21 protein-coding genes, 1 tRNA gene and 3 pseudogenes are annotated in these 20,088 nt (G+C 38.0%); 20 read left to right on the top strand and 5 right to left on the bottom strand.

Features of this window, described 5'->3' with window-relative positions; genetic code table 11:
* Positions 1-96: 96 nt before the first annotated feature.
* From JCM17102_RS15795 to JCM17102_RS27975, 13 genes and pseudogenes are all read left to right on the top strand, one after another.
* A complete protein-coding gene (locus tag JCM17102_RS15795) occupies positions 97-435 on the top strand; it encodes a hypothetical protein (protein ID WP_148302071.1) in 339 nt (112 codons plus the stop codon).
* Entirely contained in the window at positions 383-1,210 is an 828-nt protein-coding gene (locus JCM17102_RS15790; RefSeq protein WP_081800225.1) for a glycosyltransferase, read from the top strand. Before JCM17102_RS15795 ends, JCM17102_RS15790 begins: the two co-directional genes overlap by 53 nt.
* A 434-nt stretch (positions 1,211-1,644) precedes the next feature.
* Complete coding sequence (locus tag JCM17102_RS15785) at positions 1,645-2,736, top strand: glycosyltransferase (RefSeq protein ID WP_025075869.1); 1,092 nt, start codon at positions 1,645-1,647, stop codon at positions 2,734-2,736.
* A gap of 9 nt (positions 2,737-2,745) precedes the next feature.
* Complete coding sequence (locus tag JCM17102_RS15780; RefSeq protein ID WP_025075868.1) at positions 2,746-3,720, top strand: SDR family oxidoreductase; 975 nt, start codon at positions 2,746-2,748, stop codon at positions 3,718-3,720.
* Between the two features lie 34 nt (positions 3,721-3,754).
* Positions 3,755-5,026: a nucleotide sugar dehydrogenase gene (locus JCM17102_RS15775; RefSeq protein ID WP_025075867.1), complete on the top strand. Its 1,272-nt coding sequence runs from the start codon at positions 3,755-3,757 to the stop codon at positions 5,024-5,026.
* Positions 5,027-5,097: 71 nt separating this feature from the next.
* Positions 5,098-6,204: a glycosyltransferase family 4 protein gene (locus JCM17102_RS15770; RefSeq protein WP_199901483.1), complete on the top strand. Its 1,107-nt coding sequence runs from the start codon at positions 5,098-5,100 to the stop codon at positions 6,202-6,204.
* 136 nt (positions 6,205-6,340) lie between these two features.
* A complete protein-coding gene (locus tag JCM17102_RS15765) occupies positions 6,341-6,949 on the top strand; it encodes a sugar transferase (RefSeq protein WP_025075865.1) in 609 nt (202 codons plus the stop codon).
* 12 nt (positions 6,950-6,961) lie between these two features.
* A complete protein-coding gene (locus JCM17102_RS15760) occupies positions 6,962-7,597 on the top strand; it encodes a PglD-related sugar-binding protein (protein WP_025075864.1) in 636 nt (211 codons plus the stop codon).
* Between the two features lie 25 nt (positions 7,598-7,622).
* Positions 7,623-7,847, top strand: a complete 225-nt coding sequence (locus JCM17102_RS15755; RefSeq protein WP_025075863.1) for a phosphopantetheine-binding protein — start codon at positions 7,623-7,625, stop codon at positions 7,845-7,847.
* Between the two features lie 4 nt (positions 7,848-7,851).
* Positions 7,852-8,931, top strand: a complete 1,080-nt coding sequence (locus tag JCM17102_RS15750) for a 3-oxoacyl-ACP synthase III family protein (RefSeq protein ID WP_025075862.1) — start codon at positions 7,852-7,854, stop codon at positions 8,929-8,931.
* Between the two features lie 8 nt (positions 8,932-8,939).
* Positions 8,940-9,698 (top strand): SDR family NAD(P)-dependent oxidoreductase, encoded by a 759-nt coding sequence (locus JCM17102_RS15745; protein WP_025075861.1) that lies wholly within the window; start codon positions 8,940-8,942, stop codon positions 9,696-9,698.
* A complete protein-coding gene (locus JCM17102_RS15740) occupies positions 9,699-10,295 on the top strand; it encodes an MBL fold metallo-hydrolase (protein WP_025075860.1) in 597 nt (198 codons plus the stop codon). It begins immediately after the preceding gene.
* Positions 10,296-10,625: 330 nt separating this feature from the next.
* Positions 10,626-11,893 (top strand): annotated as a pseudogene (locus JCM17102_RS27975) (DegT/DnrJ/EryC1/StrS family aminotransferase).
* Positions 11,894-12,045: 152 nt separating this feature from the next.
* Here JCM17102_RS27975 and JCM17102_RS15725 read toward each other — a convergent pair.
* From JCM17102_RS15725 to JCM17102_RS15720, 3 genes are read right to left on the bottom strand one after another with little or no spacing between them, the layout of a single operon-like run.
* Positions 12,046-12,459, bottom strand: coding sequence for an N-acetylmuramoyl-L-alanine amidase (locus tag JCM17102_RS15725; RefSeq protein WP_025075859.1), 414 nt, complete (start codon positions 12,457-12,459; stop codon positions 12,046-12,048).
* 4 nt (positions 12,460-12,463) lie between these two features.
* Complete coding sequence (locus tag JCM17102_RS30720) at positions 12,464-12,571, bottom strand: smalltalk protein (RefSeq protein ID WP_159106344.1); 108 nt, start codon at positions 12,569-12,571, stop codon at positions 12,464-12,466.
* A 41-nt stretch (positions 12,572-12,612) separates the two neighbouring features.
* The gene (locus tag JCM17102_RS15720; protein WP_025075858.1) at positions 12,613-13,095 is read right to left on the bottom strand and encodes an HU family DNA-binding protein; all 483 of its coding nucleotides are present in this window, start codon (positions 13,093-13,095) and stop codon (positions 12,613-12,615) included.
* 220 nt (positions 13,096-13,315) lie between these two features.
* Between JCM17102_RS15720 and JCM17102_RS15715 the strand changes: the two genes are divergently transcribed.
* Positions 13,316-13,534: a DUF4248 domain-containing protein gene (locus tag JCM17102_RS15715; RefSeq protein ID WP_025075857.1), complete on the top strand. Its 219-nt coding sequence runs from the start codon at positions 13,316-13,318 to the stop codon at positions 13,532-13,534.
* A 126-nt stretch (positions 13,535-13,660) separates the two neighbouring features.
* On the opposite strand, the pseudogene JCM17102_RS27970 reads toward JCM17102_RS15715, so the two are convergent.
* Together JCM17102_RS27970 and JCM17102_RS15705 are read right to left on the bottom strand one after the other, a co-directional pair.
* Positions 13,661-15,501 (bottom strand): annotated as a pseudogene (locus tag JCM17102_RS27970) (DUF3987 domain-containing protein).
* Positions 15,502-15,555: 54 nt separating this feature from the next.
* On the bottom strand, positions 15,556-16,194 hold the full coding sequence (locus JCM17102_RS15705; RefSeq protein WP_245798619.1) for a BT4734/BF3469 family protein: 639 nt from the start codon (positions 16,192-16,194) through the stop codon (positions 15,556-15,558).
* A 162-nt stretch (positions 16,195-16,356) separates the two neighbouring features.
* On the opposite strand from JCM17102_RS15705, the gene JCM17102_RS30960 reads away from it, so the two are divergent.
* The 6 genes and pseudogenes from JCM17102_RS30960 to JCM17102_RS15675 all read left to right on the top strand — a co-directional run.
* On the top strand, positions 16,357-16,506 hold the full coding sequence (locus tag JCM17102_RS30960) for a hypothetical protein (RefSeq protein ID WP_168770347.1): 150 nt from the start codon (positions 16,357-16,359) through the stop codon (positions 16,504-16,506).
* Complete coding sequence (locus JCM17102_RS30715) at positions 16,503-16,652, top strand: hypothetical protein (RefSeq protein ID WP_159106343.1); 150 nt, start codon at positions 16,503-16,505, stop codon at positions 16,650-16,652. Before JCM17102_RS30960 ends, JCM17102_RS30715 begins: the two co-directional genes overlap by 4 nt.
* A 95-nt stretch (positions 16,653-16,747) precedes the next feature.
* A complete protein-coding gene (gene feoB, locus JCM17102_RS15690) occupies positions 16,748-19,234 on the top strand; it encodes a ferrous iron transport protein B (RefSeq protein ID WP_025075855.1) in 2,487 nt (828 codons plus the stop codon).
* On the top strand, positions 19,231-19,446 hold the full coding sequence (locus JCM17102_RS15685; RefSeq protein WP_025075854.1) for a hypothetical protein: 216 nt from the start codon (positions 19,231-19,233) through the stop codon (positions 19,444-19,446). Before feoB ends, JCM17102_RS15685 begins: the two co-directional genes overlap by 4 nt.
* Before the next feature lie 50 nt (positions 19,447-19,496).
* Positions 19,497-19,568, top strand: a tRNA-Cys gene (locus tag JCM17102_RS15680).
* Between the two features lie 192 nt (positions 19,569-19,760).
* Positions 19,761-19,991, top strand: a pseudogene (locus tag JCM17102_RS15675) (Fic family protein); the annotation flags it as partial.
* Between the last annotated feature and the right edge of the window lie 97 nt (positions 19,992-20,088).

Genomic DNA, 20,088 nt, shown 5'->3' with positions numbered 1-20,088 from the left:
TTGTGACGCTTACTAGATTAAGAAATGAAAATATTATATCTTACTTCACCTAACTTTTTTGATTTAGAGATTTCTTACATAAGAGAATTATCCAAGTTGGCTGACGTACGAGTGTTGTTGTATGTAGCACCTATGAATCTGAAGTCGTCAGCATTCAGTTTGGATAGTCAACTCAAAAAAGAAGAAATTATTATAGCTACAGAATATCCTGGTATGGAAAAATACGATGGAATGATAGATCGTAAACAGTGGTTTATAGTGAATGATTACACTAACTTCTCTTTGGGCTCTTGTTATCGTCTTAATAAGAAAATGATTAGATTCATGGAGGCTTACAACCCTGATATTGTGCATTTAGTTGGTACTGGCAAACAAAAAAAGTATGCTTGCTGCTATGATGGATGGAAGACGAAAAATGTTACTATCTGTTCATGATGTAATTGAACATGGGAATAACGAATCATTTAAAATACAATTGTTATATAAAGTTCGTAATTTTGTGATAAAGAAGATGCACAATATTTTGCTTTATTCATATATTTCGGATGACATTCTAAAGAAACAACTAAACAATATTCCTCATACTATATATCATTCTACATTGGGAGCATATGATTTCTTAAATTCGTATCCCTTAATAAGTAATCAATATGGTAAATATGTATTATTTTTTGGTCGTATAGACTATTATAAAGGTGTAGATATTTTGGTGGAAAGTTACCTTAAATCAAACTTGCCAAAGCAAGGAATAAGACTTTTGTTGGCAGGAAAAGATAATGTGGGTATCGTGAAGAATATGGATAATGAAAATGTCATAATCCTTAATAGATATATAGAAAATGATGAATTAGCTAATCTTATAAGAAATAGTATGTTTGCTGTTTTACCTTACCGAACTGCAACTCAGAGTGGCGTTACAAAATCTGCTTTTGCATTAGGAAAACCAATGCTGTGTACCGATGCAGGTAATTTACCTATTGAAGTGATAGATGGAAAATATGGAAAGATAGTAAGGGCAGATGATTCTTCTCATTTAACAGAAGGACTTAATTGGATGGTTTCTAATACAGATATACTAGAAGTTTATGCTGACAATATAAAGACAGATTGGAATGAGGATGGTCAGTATTCATGGAAATGTATAGCTAAAGATATGATAGCTAATGTATATGAAAAAATTATAGAAAACAACTTATATGGGGCTAATTAGAGTTTTGCAATTCCTAATATATATAGGAGTTGTGGTGGGCAAAAGGCATGCTTATGAATCTTTATTGAAAGATTGATAGAACAAGTTCCAGTTTGATTTTCTCGAACATTCATAATAAAAAGGTTTATTCGAAGATGAGAGTACTGTGTTGGGGCACGTTTTTAGGGTACAGATCTTTAAGGGATATACATCCTAAGATTTTGAAAGGAACGCATATGCTTTATGGGGAGAAGGTTTATCAGTAATCCTGTTTTGTTTAATGGTCATATATATTTGAACGAAGTGGGTACTGCACAATATATTGGAGTGATAATTGAGGAGATTAAAAATAATTAAATCATATAACAATATTTTATACGCCATTTGTGGAGGCGTTCGGACTTAGCAGGATTTTTCTTACTAAAAGAAAAATAAGAGGCATCAAATAGCTACATATGAAGATACTACAATTTGAAAATCGGCTTCAGCGGGGAGGAGGAGCTGAAAAATTTCTATTAGATTTAATTATTGCTGAACATCAAAATAATGAAGTTGAAGTTTCATTATTAAATCTTGTGGCTCCTTCAACTGATGAGTTTAGTAATCATATTAAAAGTATAGACGTAAAAGTAGATAATTTATCTACTTCTCTCTATTCACCACTTAATTTTATAAAACTTTGGAAATATATAAGGGATAACGATTTTGATATTATACATGTACACCTATTCCCTTCTCTTTATTTTGCTGTGGCTTGTAAATTCTGTCAAAAGAAAAAGCCAATATTAGTATACACAGAACATAGCACTAATAATCGTCGTAGAGGCAAGAAAATTTTTCAGATTTTTGATAGATTCTTCTATAAAAGGTATGATTACATTTTCGCTATCTCTGAAAAGGTAAAAGACTCTCTTGAAAAACATGTTACAGGATTACCAATTACTGTGATTAATAATGGAATAGATATTTCTGCAATTAAACAGACACCTTCGGTCAATATTCGAAAAGAATTAGGATTATCTGATGGTACAGTTCTTTTAACTATGGTCGCGCGTTTTGCATGGATGAAGGATTATAAGACAGTATTTCAGAGTATGAAAAATCTGTCAGATAATATACATTTTTTATGTATAGGTGATGGCGAGGGGCTTGAAGAACATCGACGGATTGTTGGCAATGAGGGTTTAAATAATAGAATTCATTTTTTAGGTTTGAGATCTGATGTGATTGGGGTAATGAAAGGCTCTGATATTATTATTCTTTCATCAAAATATGAAGGATTTAGTATCAGTATGCTCGAAGCAATGGCATGTGGAAAACCCTTTGTTGCAAGTGATGTTCCAGGTTTAAATGATAATGCCGCAGGAGTAGCTGACTTTTTTGAGTATCAGAATGCAGATTTACTCGCTTCGGTAGTAAAATCTCTCATTAGTGATAGAACACACTATGATAATGTTGCTCAACGATGCTATCAGTTTGCAGAGAGATATGACATCAATTATATAGCACAGAAATATATTGACGAGTATAAAAAACTAAGAAAATAATATATTAATATGACTTACAAAGAGTTACAATTTCCTGCGAGAAGTCTATTTCTTGTAACAGGAGGTGCTGGGTTTATTGGATCAAATTTGTGTGAGGCCATTCTTAATCTTGGTTATAAGGTACGCTGTTTAGACGATTTGAGCACCGGAAAGCAAGAGAATGTGGATTTGTTTCTAAATAACCCTAATTATGAATTTATTAAGGGAGATATTAAAGATTTTGACACCTGCATGAGAGCGTGTGCGGGTGTAGACTATGTACTTAATCAGGCGGCATGGGGAAGTGTGCCTCGTTCTATAGAAATGCCTTTGTTCTATAGCTTGAACAATATTCAAGGTACATTGAACATGCTGGAGGCAGCTCGCCAAAATGGAGTGAAGAAATTTGTGTATGCATCAAGTTCATCAGTTTATGGTGACGAGGCTAATTTGCCTAAAAAGGAAGGCGTGGAAGGAAACCTTCTTTCTCCGTATGCATTGACAAAACGCTGTGATGAAGAGTGGGCAAAACAGTATACGCGGCATTATGGACTTGATACTTATGGTATGCGCTATTTCAATGTATTTGGCCGCAGACAAGATCCTCATGGTGCCTATGCCGCAGTACTACCTAAGTTTATCAAGCAGTTACTGAATGATGAACAGCCCACTATTAATGGTGACGGAAAACAGAGTCGTGACTTTACTTACATTGAAAATGTGATTGAAGCAAACTTAAAAGCATGTATGGCTTCACATGAAGTAGCAGGGCAAGCTTTCAATATTGCATATGGCGGTCGAGAATATCTCATTGATATTTATTACACATTAACAAAAGCTTTAGGAAAGAATATAGATCCTAACTTCGGTCCTGATCGTAAAGGTGATATCAAGCACTCTAATGCCGATATTAGTAAGGCTAAGGAAATGCTTGGCTATGATCCGCAATATGATTTTACAAAAGGTTTAAATGAGGCAATTGCTTGGTATAGAGAGAATTTGTAAATACTTTTTGTATAATTAATCTCATAAATATATTATGGAAAAGAAAATTAAAATTGCCGTTATTGGTCTTGGCTATGTAGGGTTGCCACTTGCACGTCTTTTTTCTACAAAGTATAAAACAATTGGTTTTGATATGAATCAGCATCGTGTTGATGCCCTTATGGATGGTCACGATGCGACTCTTGAGGTCAGTGATGAACTTCTTCAAGATGCAATCAATAATCATGGATTTGTGTGTACGGCAGATATTGAGCAAATTAGAGATTGTAATTTTTATGTAGTTGCCGTACCGACTCCAGTAGATGAGAATAACAATCCTGATTTAACTCCGCTTTACGGGGCAAGTACTACAATTGGTAAGGTAATCAGCAAGGGAGACATTGTTGTTTATGAATCAACAGTATATCCAGGTGTTACAGAAGATGAGTGTCTTCCGGTTGTAGAAAAAGTATCTGGTCTGAAATTCAATGAGGATTTCTTTGCAGGATATTCACCAGAACGTATAAATCCAGGTGATAAACTTCACACAGTAGAGAAAATTAAGAAGGTGACTTCGGGTTCTACTCCTGAAATAGGTAAGGTTGTAAACGATGTTTATGCATCGGTAATCACCGCAGGAACTCATCTTGCACCAACGATTAAGGTAGCGGAAGCTGCTAAAGTGATTGAAAACTCCCAGCGTGATATTAACATTGCTTTTGTAAATGAGTTGGCTAAGATTTTCAATTTGATGGGTATCGATACTCAGGCAGTTTTGGAGGCAGCAGGTACAAAATGGAATTTCCTTCCATTCCGCCCGGGTTTGGTAGGTGGTCACTGCATTGGTGTAGACCCTTACTATTTGGCTCAATGTGCTCAGCGTCATGGATACAATCCTGAAATTATCCTTGCTGGTCGTCGTATGAATGATGGTATGGGGGAGTATGTAGCTAACCAAGTGATTAAATTAATGCTGAAAAAGGGGATTCAGGTACTGGGTTCAAGTATCTTGATTCTTGGTTTCACTTTTAAAGAAAATTGTCCAGATTGTAGAAATACGAAGATTGTAGATATCGTCAAGTCACTCAAGGAATATAACTTGAATTTAACTATTTACGATCCATGGGCTAATCCTGCAGTGGCAATGCATGAATATGGTATTGAAATCACTAATAAATTGCCTGCTGACAAGTTTGATGCTGTAGTACTGGGTGTTGCTCACAATGAGTTCACAGGAATGGATGTAAAATTATTCGGCAAAGAAAAGTCAATCGTTTACGACGTGAAATGGGTATTACCTAATACAGAAGCTAACGGAAGATTGTAATTAAATCAAAAACAGTTCCTACCTATGTATAGCATAGATTTGGAACTGTCTCATACTATTTTAAATATATTATGCAGATTTTACTGTTAGCAAATAATGTTTCAGGACTCCTTTCGTTCCGAAAAGAAGTAGTAGAAGCTATCATAAAGGCAGGCCATAAAGTGACTATTTCAGTTCCGTATGATCAAAGGATGGACGAATTAAAGTCACTTGGGGCAGATTGTATAGCAACGGAAATCGATCGCAGAAGTACGAATCCAATTAAAGACATAAGTTTGTTATTTACCTATAGAAATTTAATTAAATTTATTAAGCCACAGGTAGTGCTGACTTACACCATCAAACCTAATGTCTATGGGGGTATGGCTTGTCGCCTAAGTCGTGTTCCGCAAATTGCCAATATTACGGGGCTTGGTACTGCTGTAGTAAATCAAGGACTTTTGCAGAAGATAATTATCTTGTTGTATAAATTAGGATTAAAAAAAGCACATAAGGTTTTCTTCCAAAATAGTGATAATAAAGCTTTTTGTTTGGCAAAAGGAATGGTGTCCAATCGTATTGAAGTTATTCCAGGTTCGGGAGTCAATTTAAGCCGTTTCCAAGCGATGGATTATCCACAAGATGATGTGGTGAAGTTTCTCTATATCGGACGTTTGATGAATGACAAAGGCACCAAAGAACTTTTTAATGTAGCACGTATCATTCGACAAGAAAGAAAAGATGTGGAGTTTCATATAGTAGGCGCTTTTGAAGAAAATTTTGAAGAAGAACTCAATGAACTGGTTTCGCAAAATATAGTGATTTTTCATGGAAAACAATTGGATGTCCGTCCCTATATTGCACAAAGCCACTGTTTAATTCATCCTTCTTATCATGAAGGTATGTCGAATGTTATTTTAGAGAGTTGTGCATCTGCTCGTCCTATTATCACCACGTATGCAAATGGCTGTAAGGATGCAGTAGACGATGGAGTGAATGGCTTGTTGGCAAAAATTAAAGATGCCGATGATTTATTGTTGAAAGTCCGGCAATTTCTATCTTTATCATGGGAAGATAAGAAAAATATGGGGCTTGCTTCTCGAAAAAAAGTAGAGAAGGAATTTGATCGAAATATTGTAATAAAGGTCTATTTGAACGCTATTGATACAGTGCAATATGTAAGTAGAAGTGAACGATAGCAAAAAGTGGGCTATTTTTCATTTGTTATCTTTAGTTCGATATCAATATCTCATTCTTCTTATGGCTTTTTATAGAATACGGATAGGAAAAGGTTGGTTAGAAAAATCTTCTTCAACTTTATAAATAAAGACAATAATGTATAAAAACTATTTTAAAAGAATTGTTGATTTCATAATCGTATTTATTACATTATCAATAATCTGGCCAATTTTATTGTTTATCACCATTTGGCTTCATTTTGCCAATAAGGGTGCAGGTGCTTTCTTCACGCAAGAGCGCCCGGGTAAAAACGGTAAAATTTTTAAGGTGATAAAGTTTAAGACTATGACTGACGAGCGTGATGCCGAGGGCAATCTTCTTCCCGATGCCGACCGCCTGACCCCAGTAGGTAAGTTTGTGCGCTCAACATCAATTGATGAGTTGCCACAGTTGATAAATGTACTAAAAGGTGACATGGCGTTGATAGGACCACGTCCGTTGTTAGTGAAGTATTTACCTCTCTATAGTAAAGAGCAGGCTCGCAGACATGAAGTAAGACCAGGTATAACTGGTTGGGCTCAAGTGAATGGTCGCAATAACATTTCGTGGACAAAGAAATTTGAGTTGGACGTGTGGTATGTAGACCACTGTTCACTAATGACTGATATCAAGGTTATTTTATTTTCAATAAAGAAAGTTTTGTTTAGAGAAGATATCTCAAAGGAAGGGCAAGCGACTACGATTCCTTTTAACGGTAAAAACTAAAAAGAAATAAAGATGAAAGATATTGCTATATATTGTGCTGGTGGGTTTGGTAAAGAGGTATACTGTACTATGAGACGAATGAATAATCCAGAATGGAATTTTATAGGATTCTTTGATGACGGTGTGGAAAAAGGCAAACAGTTGCAATATGGTGTGTGCTTAGGAGGAATCAATGAACTGAATGCATGGGCTACTTCTATTGATGTATGTATTGCTAATGGAAATCCTAGAATGTTGAGACGTATCAGCGAGAATATTATTAATCCAAAGGTGGATTTTCCCAATATAATTGACCCGAGTTGTTTCTTTGCTGATAGGAAAACTAATGTTATAGGCAAGGGAAATATCTTGTGTAGAGGAGTGGGTATAAGTGTAAATGTGTCGTTGGGCAAATTTAATGTGGTGAATGCTGATGGTAATTTTGGTCATGATGCAACTGTAGGTGATTTCAATGCATTTATGCCAGGTGTAAGAATTTCTGGTGAAGTGAAAATAGGGAATGAAAACTTCTGGGGATTTAACAGTGGAATTATTCAACAGAAAACTGTGGGTAACAATGTTACAGTGGGAGCTGGTGCGGTTCTTCTAAGAAAACCCAAAGATGGATGTACATATGTAGGTGTGCCTGCTAGTATGGTAAAGTATTAATGTAAATAATTAAATTAATAAAATTATGGAATTCAAAGATTTTATTGAGAGATTGGCAGAGGCCGTTGAAATTGAGAGTGTTGAAAATTTGATGCCTGAGACAGAATTTCGTGAATTGGACGATTGGAGTTCTTTATCTGTTATGTTACTTATTGCATTTTTCGACGAGGAGTTTGAAAAAGAAATATCTTCGAGTGCTATTAAGGAGTGTATAACAATTCAAGATCTTTATAATTTAGCAATTGCATAGAAATATGGCATTTTTAACTTTCCAAAACGTTGGAGTAACAGCTATGGCGGCAGCTGTTCCTCAACGTGTTATTAACAATTACGAATATACTGAATATTTTCCTGCTGATCAGGTCAAGGAAGTAGTTGATAAGGTTGGGGTTTTTGAACGACGTTTTGCGGATGAAAACACATGTTCTTCTGATTTATGCTATGCTGCTGTTGAAAAATTGATAGAAGACAATAATATTAATCGTGAAGAGATAGATTTACTAATATTTATATCTCAAACTCCTGATTATAGAATGCCTGCAACCTCTGTTATATTGCAAGATAGACTGAAATTATCAAACTCATGTATCGCTTTTGATATAACTTTGGGCTGCTCTGGCTTTTGTTATGGTTTATCTGTAGCATATAGTATGATCCAGAATTCTGGTATTCGTAAAGCGTTGGTTTTGGATGGTGAAACTCGTTCAAAAGTTTATTCTCCAAAAGATAGACGTAGCGCATTTATTTTTGGTGATGGCGGTGTGGCTGCTTTAGTAGAGCGCGATGAAAAGTTTGGCAAAAGCACCTTTTCTTTAAATTCAGATGGTTCAAGATTTGACCTTATCATGATAAAAGGAGGAGGATATAGAAATCCAAGTTCTGTAGAAACTTTAACAGAAAAGATTGTAGATGAATATGGCAACATACGTAGCGACGAACAAGGATATATGAATGGTGGTGATGTTTTTAATTTTGTCATTCGTGAAATACCTCGAGATGTTAAGAATACGTTGGAATATGCAGAAATTGAAACAAGCCAGTTGGATTATATAATATTCCATCAAGCAAATAACTTCATTAACTCTTACATTGCAAAGAAAATGAAGTTAGATGCGGATAAAATTCCTGCTACTATACATAAATATGGTAATACATCTTCTGTATCTGTACCGCTAACAATTGTAAGTGAGTTGAAAGATAAATTAAGTGGAGAAAATACGTTACTACTTAGTGCCTTTGGAGTAGGTATGACTTGGGCAACTGCAATAGTTCCATTTGTAGATTGTAAGATAAGTGATATCGTTGAAGTGAAAGATGGTAAAACAATAAAATAAGGAGAAGAATGAATCCGTTTTCATTATTGGGAAAGACCATTCTCGTTACTGGAGCATCAAGTGGCATTGGAGCACAATGTGCTATTGATTGCAGTAAAATGGGAGCAAAAGTAATTCTGCTCGCTCGTAATAAAGAACGTTTGCAACAAACACTTTCATTATGTGAGGGTGAAGGCCATAAGTATTATTGTGTTGATTTGACGGATTTTAAAACTTTGCCTGAAAAAGTTCAAAACGTGATAGCTGAATGTGGCCCGTTGTCAGGTATTTTACATTGTGCAGGAATCTCTAATACAATGCCTCTTAAAATAACTACAGCTGAGCTTATGGATACTTTCTTTAAAGCGAATGTTATTGGTGCTATGATGCTGACTAAAGAGTGTTGCAAGGTAAAACGTTTTGTTAAAGAAGGTGGAAGTATTGTTTTCTTTTCTTCTGTCATGGGATGTGTTGGTGAAAGTGCTAAATCCCTATATTCTATGACAAAAGGTGCTCTTATTTCTGCTTCACGCTCTCTTGCGTGCGAATTTGCGGCTAAGAAAATACGTGTAAATTGCGTCTCACCTGGGGTTGTGCAAACACCTATAAATATGAATCAACCATATATGCAAGATCCTGAATTGCGAGTACAGTTTGAGGCTAAGCATTTATTAGGATTTGGCGAGACGACAGATATTTCCAATGCTTGTATTTATCTGTTAAGTGATGCTTCACGCTGGGTAACAGGCCAAAATCTTATAATCGATGGAGGCTTTACGGTGCGATAAATGAAAGTTGTAACAATCAGAAATTCTGTATTACAGTCTTGTTCCTTTCTTCTTTATAAAGAAGAGAAACATGACGCTATATTAATTGACTGTGGTGATGTACAACCTATTTTGGATGAATTAAATAATAGAGGTCTAAGACTTGTTGGAATCTTTATTACCCACTGCCATTATGATCATGTTTATGGATTAAATAATCTTTTACGTAGCATTAATTTTCAATGTAAAGTTTATGTGACAGAGATTTGTATGATAGGTCTAAAGGATATTCGAGTTAATCTCTCAAAATATCATAAAGATCCATTCGTGTTAGATGAAGATGTTCAAACAATACTAATTGCATCTAATTGTTTGCAAAGAATTGCAGGTATAGAAATAAATTGTATACCAACACCTGGACATGATTCTAGTTGTATCTGTTATTTGATTGAGAAATGTTTATTTACTGGCGATTCTTATATTCCTCATCTGCCGGTTTTCACTAAATGGAAAAGAAGTAATAAAAATCAAGCTTTGAAAAATGAAGAAAAGTTGAGAATAATGAGTCAACAGAATGGCTATATAGTATATTCTGGACATTGGACTAAAGTAAGGTAAAAGTAAGCAGATCCTTTTTTTAATCTGCTAATTATTACCTCAATTTGCATATCATTTTTCAGTTTATGGCACAGGACTTCAATATGCTTTCTTTAGATGGAAATCGTCTGCAAGCATTACATGGTATATATTTTTCTCTGTTGATCAAAATCGATATTGAGTAAAGCATATCTCTAATAATTGGATTGAAAGACAGTATATTCAATAAAGTATTATTGTATCATTTTTTATATGTCTGATTCGTAACTCATACGGGTCGGTTTCTTTTTATGCCTATACTTAAAAGTGTATAGGCAAATTTCTAATTCTAGTAAACTAAATTGTGGTTTTATGTCAAACAGGATTTATCTATGTCTTGCCCACATGTCGGGCAAAGAACAAAGCTTCATTAAAGAGGCGTTCGATACCAATTGGGTAGTGCCTTTAGGACCTAATGTGAATGGATTTGAGGCAGACTTGAAGGAGTTTGTGACAGCGAGTATTGACGAGCTTGAAACTAAGGAGGTCGTTGCTTTGTCTGCAGGTACAGCTGCTGTGCATTTGGCCTTGATCGCTTGTGGTGTGAAGCCCGGTGACGAAGTGATTGTGCAGTCGTTTACTTTTTGTGCTTCCTCGCACCCGATAACTTATCTTGGTGCTAAACCTGTGTTCGTGGATTCGGAAATGGATACCTGGAACATGGATCCTGAACTATTAGAAGTAGCTATCAAAGACCGTATTGAGAAAACTGGAAAGAAACCGAAAGCGATTGTACCTGTGTATCTGTATGGTATGCCTGCCAAGATCGATGAAATCATAGCAGTTGCGGAGAAGTACGACATCCCTGTTATCGAGGATGCTGCCGAAGGTTTTGGCTCGAAGTATAATGGCAGATGTGTGGTACATTCGGAAAATACGGTGTGCTGAGTTTCAATGGTAATAAGATGATTACGACTTCAGGTGGTGGTGCTCTAATAACTCCTTCTGCAGATGATAAGAAAGAAATAATGTTCTATGCTACCCAGGCTCGTGAAGCGTATCCATATTATCAACACGAGAAGATCGGTTATAACTATCGTATGTCAAATATCTGCGCTGGTATCGGTCGAGGTCAGATGACTGTGGCTAACGATCATATTTCTCACCATAAGCACATTCAGAAGATGTATGAGGAGCTGCTTGCTGACATTCAAGGTGTGACTATTCATAGTCAGCCTTCCACAGGAGAATACGATAGCAATTATTGGCTCTGTACCATAACTCTTGACCCTGCATTGAGGGTGAACGGACAGGAGAACGCTTATAAGTCAGCTGTTCAGGGTGCAGTGGGAGGTGCTGCCGGTGTAACTCACGAGGCAAAAGAATTGCATACCGATTGCGAACCTAATGCTAATGTTGAAGCTATGCGTATTTTCCTTGATACGAAAGGCATTGAGAGTCGCCCTCTTTGGAAACCTATGCATAAACAACCAGTATATGCCGATGCTGATGCTTATGTGAACGGGGTTTCAGAAAGTCTCTTTAAAGTTGGTATGTGCCTGCCTAGTGGTCCATGCGTTACTGATGATGATGTATGTTACATTGTTGAGTGTATTAAAGAAGCAATTCTTGCCGGTTAATACTTCATATCCAATTTTAGTTTGTAATTAGTAATAAGAACTTCTTTTCACTGAGACGAAATATCAATGTGTTTGTACGATGGAGGGTGGTTAATAAAATTGAAAGGGACCTATAAAGCTTCCACCTTATAAATCCCTTTATCAATCCTATCTTACAACTCCTCAAATTCCTTCACACAATTAAAGCATGGACATTCTTTCATCGGATTCAGATCATGATGTCCTACTATCAACGCTTTCGGAAATCTTCTCCGTAATTCTCGAAGTAAAGCCAGCAAAGAACCTCGTTGCTCCAGCGTGCGTGTATCCTTAGGTACTCCATTTATGTCTAATCCTCCTTCATAGCAAATTCCGATAGAGTGCGTGTTGTGATTCACACAATGCGCTCCGACTTTTTCCAAAGGACGGCCCCGGTGGATCTCTCCATCGCGTGTGATATAAAAATGGTAACCGATATCGAGGAAACCCCGGTGATGGATATGATCTTGTCGGCAAGCCTCCACCGGGAGGGATTTTCCCTCCGGTGTGGCACTGCAATGAATGATGAACAGCGTGATGGTTCGCATAAGCCTACATACAACTCTGTACACCTATCAACCCTCCGATAGCGGTGGCGATAGTGATGATAACTTTAACAATAAAGCTCCATTTGGAGCGGGGTGAAGATGAACTACTCATGTGATTCCGTTTTTAAGTTGATAAAATTTTAATTAGAAGAATTAGAGAGTGGGATCAGGAGATTCACCCTCATCCGGTTTAGGGTCCGGGGTATTACCAGAGCCTTCTCCTCCTGGGGTAGTCGGTTTCTGATACTCGGTTTGCTGTTTCAACTGGCTGTCAAGTTTCAGGTTGGTAGTAGATAGATTGCCGGTAGCTCTAGCTTTGAGACGCATACCTGTGATGTTTTTCTCTAGTGAAAAATCGTCCAGTGTTTCGGCCGCTTTACTGCGGATACCTACACCAAAGATTGCCAGATCGTCAATTTTTACGTTCTTGCCGTCGAGCAACAATTCTTTGATACAGCCTACCATATCTGTGAGCACACCTTTGATAACACCACCAGAATACGGAGTGTTGTGTTTAGACATGTGTTCGGCTAACTTTGCTAAGTCGAACGTTTCGTCGGCAACCGAACGAGCGAACCACTTACCTGCGTTCACTCCTTTCTTTTGTTGGTTTTGATAAATCTTGTAACGAATCATAAAACAATAAAATTTAATGGTTAAACATCGTGTCGCGGAGATTTTTCCCTTTTGACGATACAAAGATAACTCACTGAAATTCGCGAAAGTCGGTTATGCTCAGTAGTGAGCTGTTATAGTCACTTATAGTCAATTATTGTCCCTTATTCCCGGTATATAATGTTGTAAATATGGATATATTTAGTTAATTTTGTGACTATAAATCAGAAACTTATAAGCCATGATAGAATTCAAAATACGTGCTTATGGCCGCATGGAACTCGCTCAACTCTATTCTCCCGAACTGACTAGTATTGCCGCTTACCGGAAAATGAATAAATGGATTACCCGATGTCCCGGGCTTCAACAACGGCTGTATGACTTGGGATATCAGCCACAACGCCGATCTTATACGCCGTTGGAAGTAAGGGTAATTGTAGATGCGTTGGGTGAACCGTAAAAAACACTGCTTTGTAGGAGTTAAAGCATAGCTTTACGATCTCTATAGCTATGCTTTAACTCCTACAAAGCAGTGGGGTGGTTTATGGGTAAATGGGTACAATAAGTACACCTTTCCCCGACCTCTCTAGCACGCACACACGTGTACGCGTGCGTAAGAGCCTTTACCGTCGACACTGGTTATTAATCGGCGCTTTACCAAGCGTTTAAGCCAGGTGAGAGCGGTATTAGCTTTAATTTCCATCTTTTCTGCTTGTTCCAACATCTGTGTACGGGTAAACTTGTTGCCCAAAGCGTCGAAAAAAGCGTCACGGTCGGCATTAATCCGATGACTGATTTCGGTAGGGGGAAGGAAAGACAATATATGCGTGGCATGACAATAGAGGGGTGTTACAAGCCTAATACGGCTTTAAAATCCTCGGGACTAATGGTTATATCCCAGCGAGTAATGATATTGTCTTTGATATTGTCGATAGCGATGTCTTTGTCCGGAGTAAAGGTCTGTTTGTTGGAGGTCTGCGGACAATAAGGTTGGGGAGTTTCGAGGGTACGCAGTGTGGCTACTTCTGCCATGATACGGCATGTATTGACAGCTAGTCGTGCTACTGAACTGTTCATTTCACTGCCGTTGGCGATGTTTGAACGGTCGAACAAGTTGGAAAAGTGTTGATTGAACTCCTGTTTCTGTTCATCAGTGAGCCGGAGCGTGTGAATACCATGTGCCTTCAGTAGCTTTAGTTTCTTTTCCCATTCCAGTCCCATGGCAGTGAAAAAGGCTTCTTTATCTGTCTCGTCTTTATCAAACTGATCGACCCATGCCCGTATACCGTATATGTAGTAGAATAACTGGCGTGAAAAGAGACCGTTTTCTGGTGAAGGAATCAGTGATTTTACTTGTGCGGGGGTTCCGGATAGCAAGACGGAAAGGTAGCTTCTCTTCACTTCCCGGTATTCCCGGTCGGTGCGGCGATTATACGATAATCGGTCGTGGTCGAATGCCTTGCGGAGGGTATCGCTCCAATGCCCGTATTCTGAACCGATGGCGGAGGAGATGGTGTCTGCTTCAGCCTCACAAATAAAACCTGTGCCGTCGGCATCCATGATGTTTTGCAGGATTCCCGTACCGGTGTTGTTTCCTGCGATCAGAAACATTTTGTTTAGAGGCATTTGAGGAGCTTCTACTTTAGCACGTTCCTTACCTAGTATGTCGTAGGCTGCTTTTTCTCGGTGGTATCGTTTCAGCTCTTCTTCCGATTGTCGACGAAGTTCTTCGTGAATGGGTTCTACGAGCATGCGAACGAACGGAAGAGTCCCTTTTCCCGCAGCTGAAGGGGCCACAATAAAGGTTTGCAAGCAAGGTGATTGGAATCTTCCGCCGTAAGGACATCTCACATATCGTTCTATGCTGGCACCCAAAGTGGTTAATGATCCGAGTAGAAGTATATCCTGTTGTGCAGCGGTAGTGCCGTAGCTTATGATACGCATCAAAAGTTGCGGCCAGTCTGCTGTGGGAAAAGTAGGCAATGGCTGGTGTGGTTCACTGCCGGACAGCCGTTCTTCCGGTTCATCAGCGTCTTCCGTTTTCTCGTTGTCTACCTTATTATATACGTGCGCGTGTGTGAGATTTTGATGGGGTGAACTTACTGTACCTGTTGCACTCGTTTGGTTGTTCATCAGTTTTTCTTTGGGGAATTCTATTCCTGCCATTTCGGACAGATGAAATACTGTGCCTAAGTGTATGTCTCCATGCTGCTTGATGAGTGCGTTGGAGTATATCCGTTCGGCGTGTTCATGTTGATACTTGGCCGATAATCTACATAGGCGATGAAAAAACTCACGTCCGGCTTCACCGCAATCTGTTGCGATGGCAAATGCCAATTGTACATACTCGGCATAAGTGGGGGCAATATCGGTCCCTGCCGTTTCTACCACTTCGGTGAGGTGGTATAAAGATTCAATGTTGTTCATTTTTTTAGATGATAAATAATTAATTCAAAATTTGTAATTCCATATTGATAAAACTTATAATGTTCGAAATAATGCTTCCGGGTCATGACTAAGGAAACAGGCTCTCACTATGTCTTTACCTGAAATGTCTACTCCCTTAGTCGGTGTATTGGTAGAAAGATCGTTTTTTGCTCCATAGGTTAGCTCGACATATTGCATTGCCCAAATCATGTTTTCTGTAACACGTTTCACTTCATCATCCTGACTTGCCGCACAGTAGGGTACAAATGCTTTTACACCCCGACCACTGGGGCTGATAAATGTGAGAACCGGACGGAGAAACGGATCATTGAACAATGCATAGCGCAATTCTGCCGCTTCCTGATAAGAATCCATGTGATCTATATCTACTATCGCTAAGCCGGAAGGTGATACAAAACATTTGCTGTTGCGACGAGTGAATATTCCGCAAGGTGTTACATAGGGTAGTAGTGAAGCTTTGCCTGTCCTTATATCTGCCGCACTGCGTACTTGCTCGGTCAGTATTCTGAGTTTCTCGCTACGTGTAATCATCTGGTATATTTGATTTGCTGAAACATCACAAAAGGGGATGAGTGTGGCGGGAGCAATAGTCTGTCCCTGTTCATTTTTTATGGGAGCAATAGGGGGCATGAAATAAGACATCTTATATTCATTTGTTAAAACATTTTTCATGATATTCATTTTTATATTGATTGAATTAAATATTGTTCTGTCTTTCAGAACATGTTGCGAAATTATGATAAATAAAATAAGTGAGGTTCAGATATGTATGAACCATTGTGAAAATATTTAGTGTATAATAACTTTATTTTAATAATTAAATGAGAAGAAGAAATGAAAAAAGAATTTCACCATTATGCCTTTGGGCTTTTTATTGAAGAATTGCTAAAGTTTGAACACGTGAAAATCACAGAAATGTGTCACGAATTAAAAATGAGTAAGGAAACTTACGAGCAATTAAAAAAAGGGATGATAAAAAATTGAGTTTTTACGAACGTATTCTGAATTATTACTACGAACAGCTTACAGAAGAAGAGTTTATGGAAAAAACACGTGAATGGACCTTACGCTTTATCCGGTATAAAAAGAAGTGTGAACGTTTGCATGAGGAGGAATTAAAAAATGAATGAGTAAAGAAGGTTATCAATGTTGTTATTTAAAAACATTCTAAATAATTTGTATGCAAGAAAGTTATGAATTATCTTTGCCGAAAATTTAGAGAGTTATGCGTTTATCTGAGTTAAAAACAGGTGAGAAGGGTGTTATTGTCAAGGTGTTAGGACATGGAGGTTTTCGTAAACGTATAGTGGAGATGGGTTTTATAAAAGGTAAGACCGTTGAAGTATTGCTGAATGCTCCACTAAGGGACCCTATTAAATATAAAATTCTGGGATATGAGATTTCTCTTCGCCGGCAAGAGGCTGAGATGATAGAGGTGGTAAGCGAAGAGGAGGCTAAGAAAACAGCTGGCGAGTTTGCTTATCATGAAGGTTTGGCTGAAGATGTTTCAGTGAGAGAGGAAGACCTGAAGCGGGCTGCTTTGGGAAAACGTCGCACCATTAATGTGGCATTAGTGGGAAATCCGAATTGTGGCAAGACTTCTCTTTTTAACCTGGCTTCGGGTGCGCATGAGCATGTGGGGAATTATAGCGGTGTGACTGTGGATGCCAAAGAAGGTTATTTCGATTTTGAAGGTTATCATTTCCGGATTGTCGATCTTCCCGGAACGTATTCTCTTTCTGCATATACTCCTGAAGAAATTTATGTACGTCGGCATATTATTGATGAAACTCCGGATGTGATCATCAATGTGGTCGATTCTTCTAATTTGGAACGGAATCTCTATCTTACTACGCAGCTCATTGATATGAATGTTCGTATGGTAGTGGCTCTCAATATCTATGACGAACTGGAAGCCAGTGGAAATAATTTGGATTATCATCTACTGAGTAAACTATTCGGAGTGCCTATGGTTCCTACTGTCTGTAAGAAAAATAGGGGAGTGGAAACATTGTTTCATGTAGTTATCAATCTTTACGAAGGGATTGATTTCTTTGATAAGCGTGGAAAGATGAATCCGGAAGTGTTGAAGGACCTCACAGAGTGGCATGATTCTTTGGAAGACCGAAAGGAGCATGAAGAAGATCATATGGAGGATTATGTTCATAAACATCCTTCTTCCGGACGTGTATTCCGGCATATTCACATCAATCATGGTACCGATCTGGAGAAAGCCATTGAGGCTGTCAAAGAAGAAGTGTCTGAAAATGAATTTATTCGTCACAAATATTCAACTCGTTTTCTTTCTATAAAATTATTGGAGAATGATCCGGATATTGAACGTTTTATTCATACATTGCCTAATGGAGAAGACATAATTCGCGTCCGGGATAAAATGGCCAAACGCATTCAGGAGACTATGAAGGAAGATTGTGAATCTGCCATTACGGATGCTAAATATGGTTTTATCAGTGGAGCGTTGAAAGAAACGTTTACTGATAATCATTTGGAACAGGAGCAGACGACTAAAGTACTGGACTCGATTGTTACTCACCGTATCTGGGGATATCCCATCTTTTTCCTTTTTATGTATCTGATGTTTGAAGGAACGTTTGTGTTGGGAGAATATCCGATGATGGGAATTGAATGGTTGGTAGAGCAGTTTGGAAATCTGATTCGTAACAATATGGCTGAAGGTCCTTTGAAGGATATGCTGATTGATGGAATCGTTGGTGGGGTAGGAGGAGTAATTGTCTTTCTGCCGAATATCCTGATTCTTTATTTCTGTATATCTCTGATGGAGGATTCCGGCTATATGGCTCGTGCTGCTTTCATTATGGATAAGATTATGCACAAGATGGGATTGCATGGAAAGTCGTTTATTCCTTTGATTATGGGATTTGGCTGTAATGTTCCTGCTATTATGGCTTCCCGAACCATTGAAAATCGGAAGAGCCGTCTTATCACGATGTTGATTAATCCTTTGATGTCTTGTAGTGCCCGATTACCTATCTATTTGTTGTTGGTAGGTGCATTCTTCCCTCGTTCTGCTAGTTTGGTATTGCTGAGTATTTATGTGACGGGTATTTTATTAGCCGTTTTATTAGCACGAATCTTCAGTAAGTTCCTGGTGAAAGGAGATGACACTCCGTTTGTAATGGAACTTCCTCCTTATCGTATGCCGACGGCGAAATCTATTATTCGTCATACTTGGGAAAAGGGTGAACAATATCTGAAAAAGATGGGAGGTATTATTATGATTGCTTCTATCATAATCTGGTTCCTTGGGTATTATCCGAATCACGATAGTTATGAAACTGTGGCAGAACAACAGGAGAATTCTTATATCGGGCGGATTGGACAGGCGGTAGAACCTGTTCTAAAGCCTTTGGGATTTGATTGGAAGTTGGGTATCGGATTGATATCAGGTGTGGGAGCCAAGGAATTAGTAGTAAGTACATTAGGCGTTTTGTATGCTAACGATGCGGATGCGGATGCAGTCAGTCTGGCGGATCGTATACCGATAACGCCGTTGATTGCCTACTGTTATATGCTGTTTGTTCTGATTTATTTCCCTTGTATTGCGACTTTTGCGGCTATTAAACAGGAATCTGGTAGTTGGAAATGGGCATTCTTTGCTGCGGGTTACACTACCATATTGGCTTGGGTTGTTTCATTTGCTGTGTATCAGATTGGAGGATTGTTTGTATGAGTAATTGGCAAGAATGGATAGTCGGGGTATTAATTATATTTTGTATTATCCGCGTATTATATGGAATTTTTCTTTTTTTTCGGCGAACTAAAGAAAAAGCTAATCCTTGTTCTACTTGTGTAACTGGTTGTGAATTAAAGGATATGATGGAGAAGAAGCAGAAGGAATGTGGGAATAAGAAAAAAAGTACAAAGAAAAATTGTTGCGGATAGTTGGTAGTTTCAAAATTTGTACTACCTTTGCAACCGCAAACAGGAAAAATGGTTCCTTGGATGAGTGGCTTAGTCAGCGGTCTGCAAAACCGTGTACGGCGGTTCGAATCCGCCAGGAACCTCAGAAAAACCTTGTAACTAACTGAATTTCAGTATATGGTTACAAGGTTTTTTGGTTTAAGGACTAAAAAGAGGATTGAAACCAACGATTCTCCAGTGATTTAAGGGGTTTTAGAGAGGCGCATAGTAAAAATAATTTTTTTATAATTACTTTTACTGCATATAAAATAACCTCATCAAATATGCTAAGGTATGAAATCGAAGCGTTACTGAAAGACGGTATTACTTCCGAAAAGAGATATGAAGATGCCCAGATGCTTAAAAAACTCTACAATACTTTTATCTCTGAATTAGAATATATTCATAAAGAAAAGAATCAAGAAATTATAGACGAACGCACTCTTTTTAGAGTGCATCAATCTATTTCCACAGGATTAGTCTCTAATGAAGAATCGGGGGCACTACGGGCACGAGCAGTCCGTATAATTAGTTGTTGAAGCCGACATAGTTGCTTTAAGGGAAGTATTTATCTATCATGCTTTGAATCGATTTAGAAGCATGAGAAATTGAGGACAGTTACTA

The sequence above is a fragment of the Bacteroides faecichinchillae JCM 17102 genome (assembly GCF_000614145.1).
Taxonomy (GTDB): domain Bacteria; phylum Bacteroidota; class Bacteroidia; order Bacteroidales; family Bacteroidaceae; genus Bacteroides; species Bacteroides faecichinchillae.
Note: the sequence above shows the minus strand (reverse complement) of the source record. Positions and strands in the feature narration are given on the sequence as shown.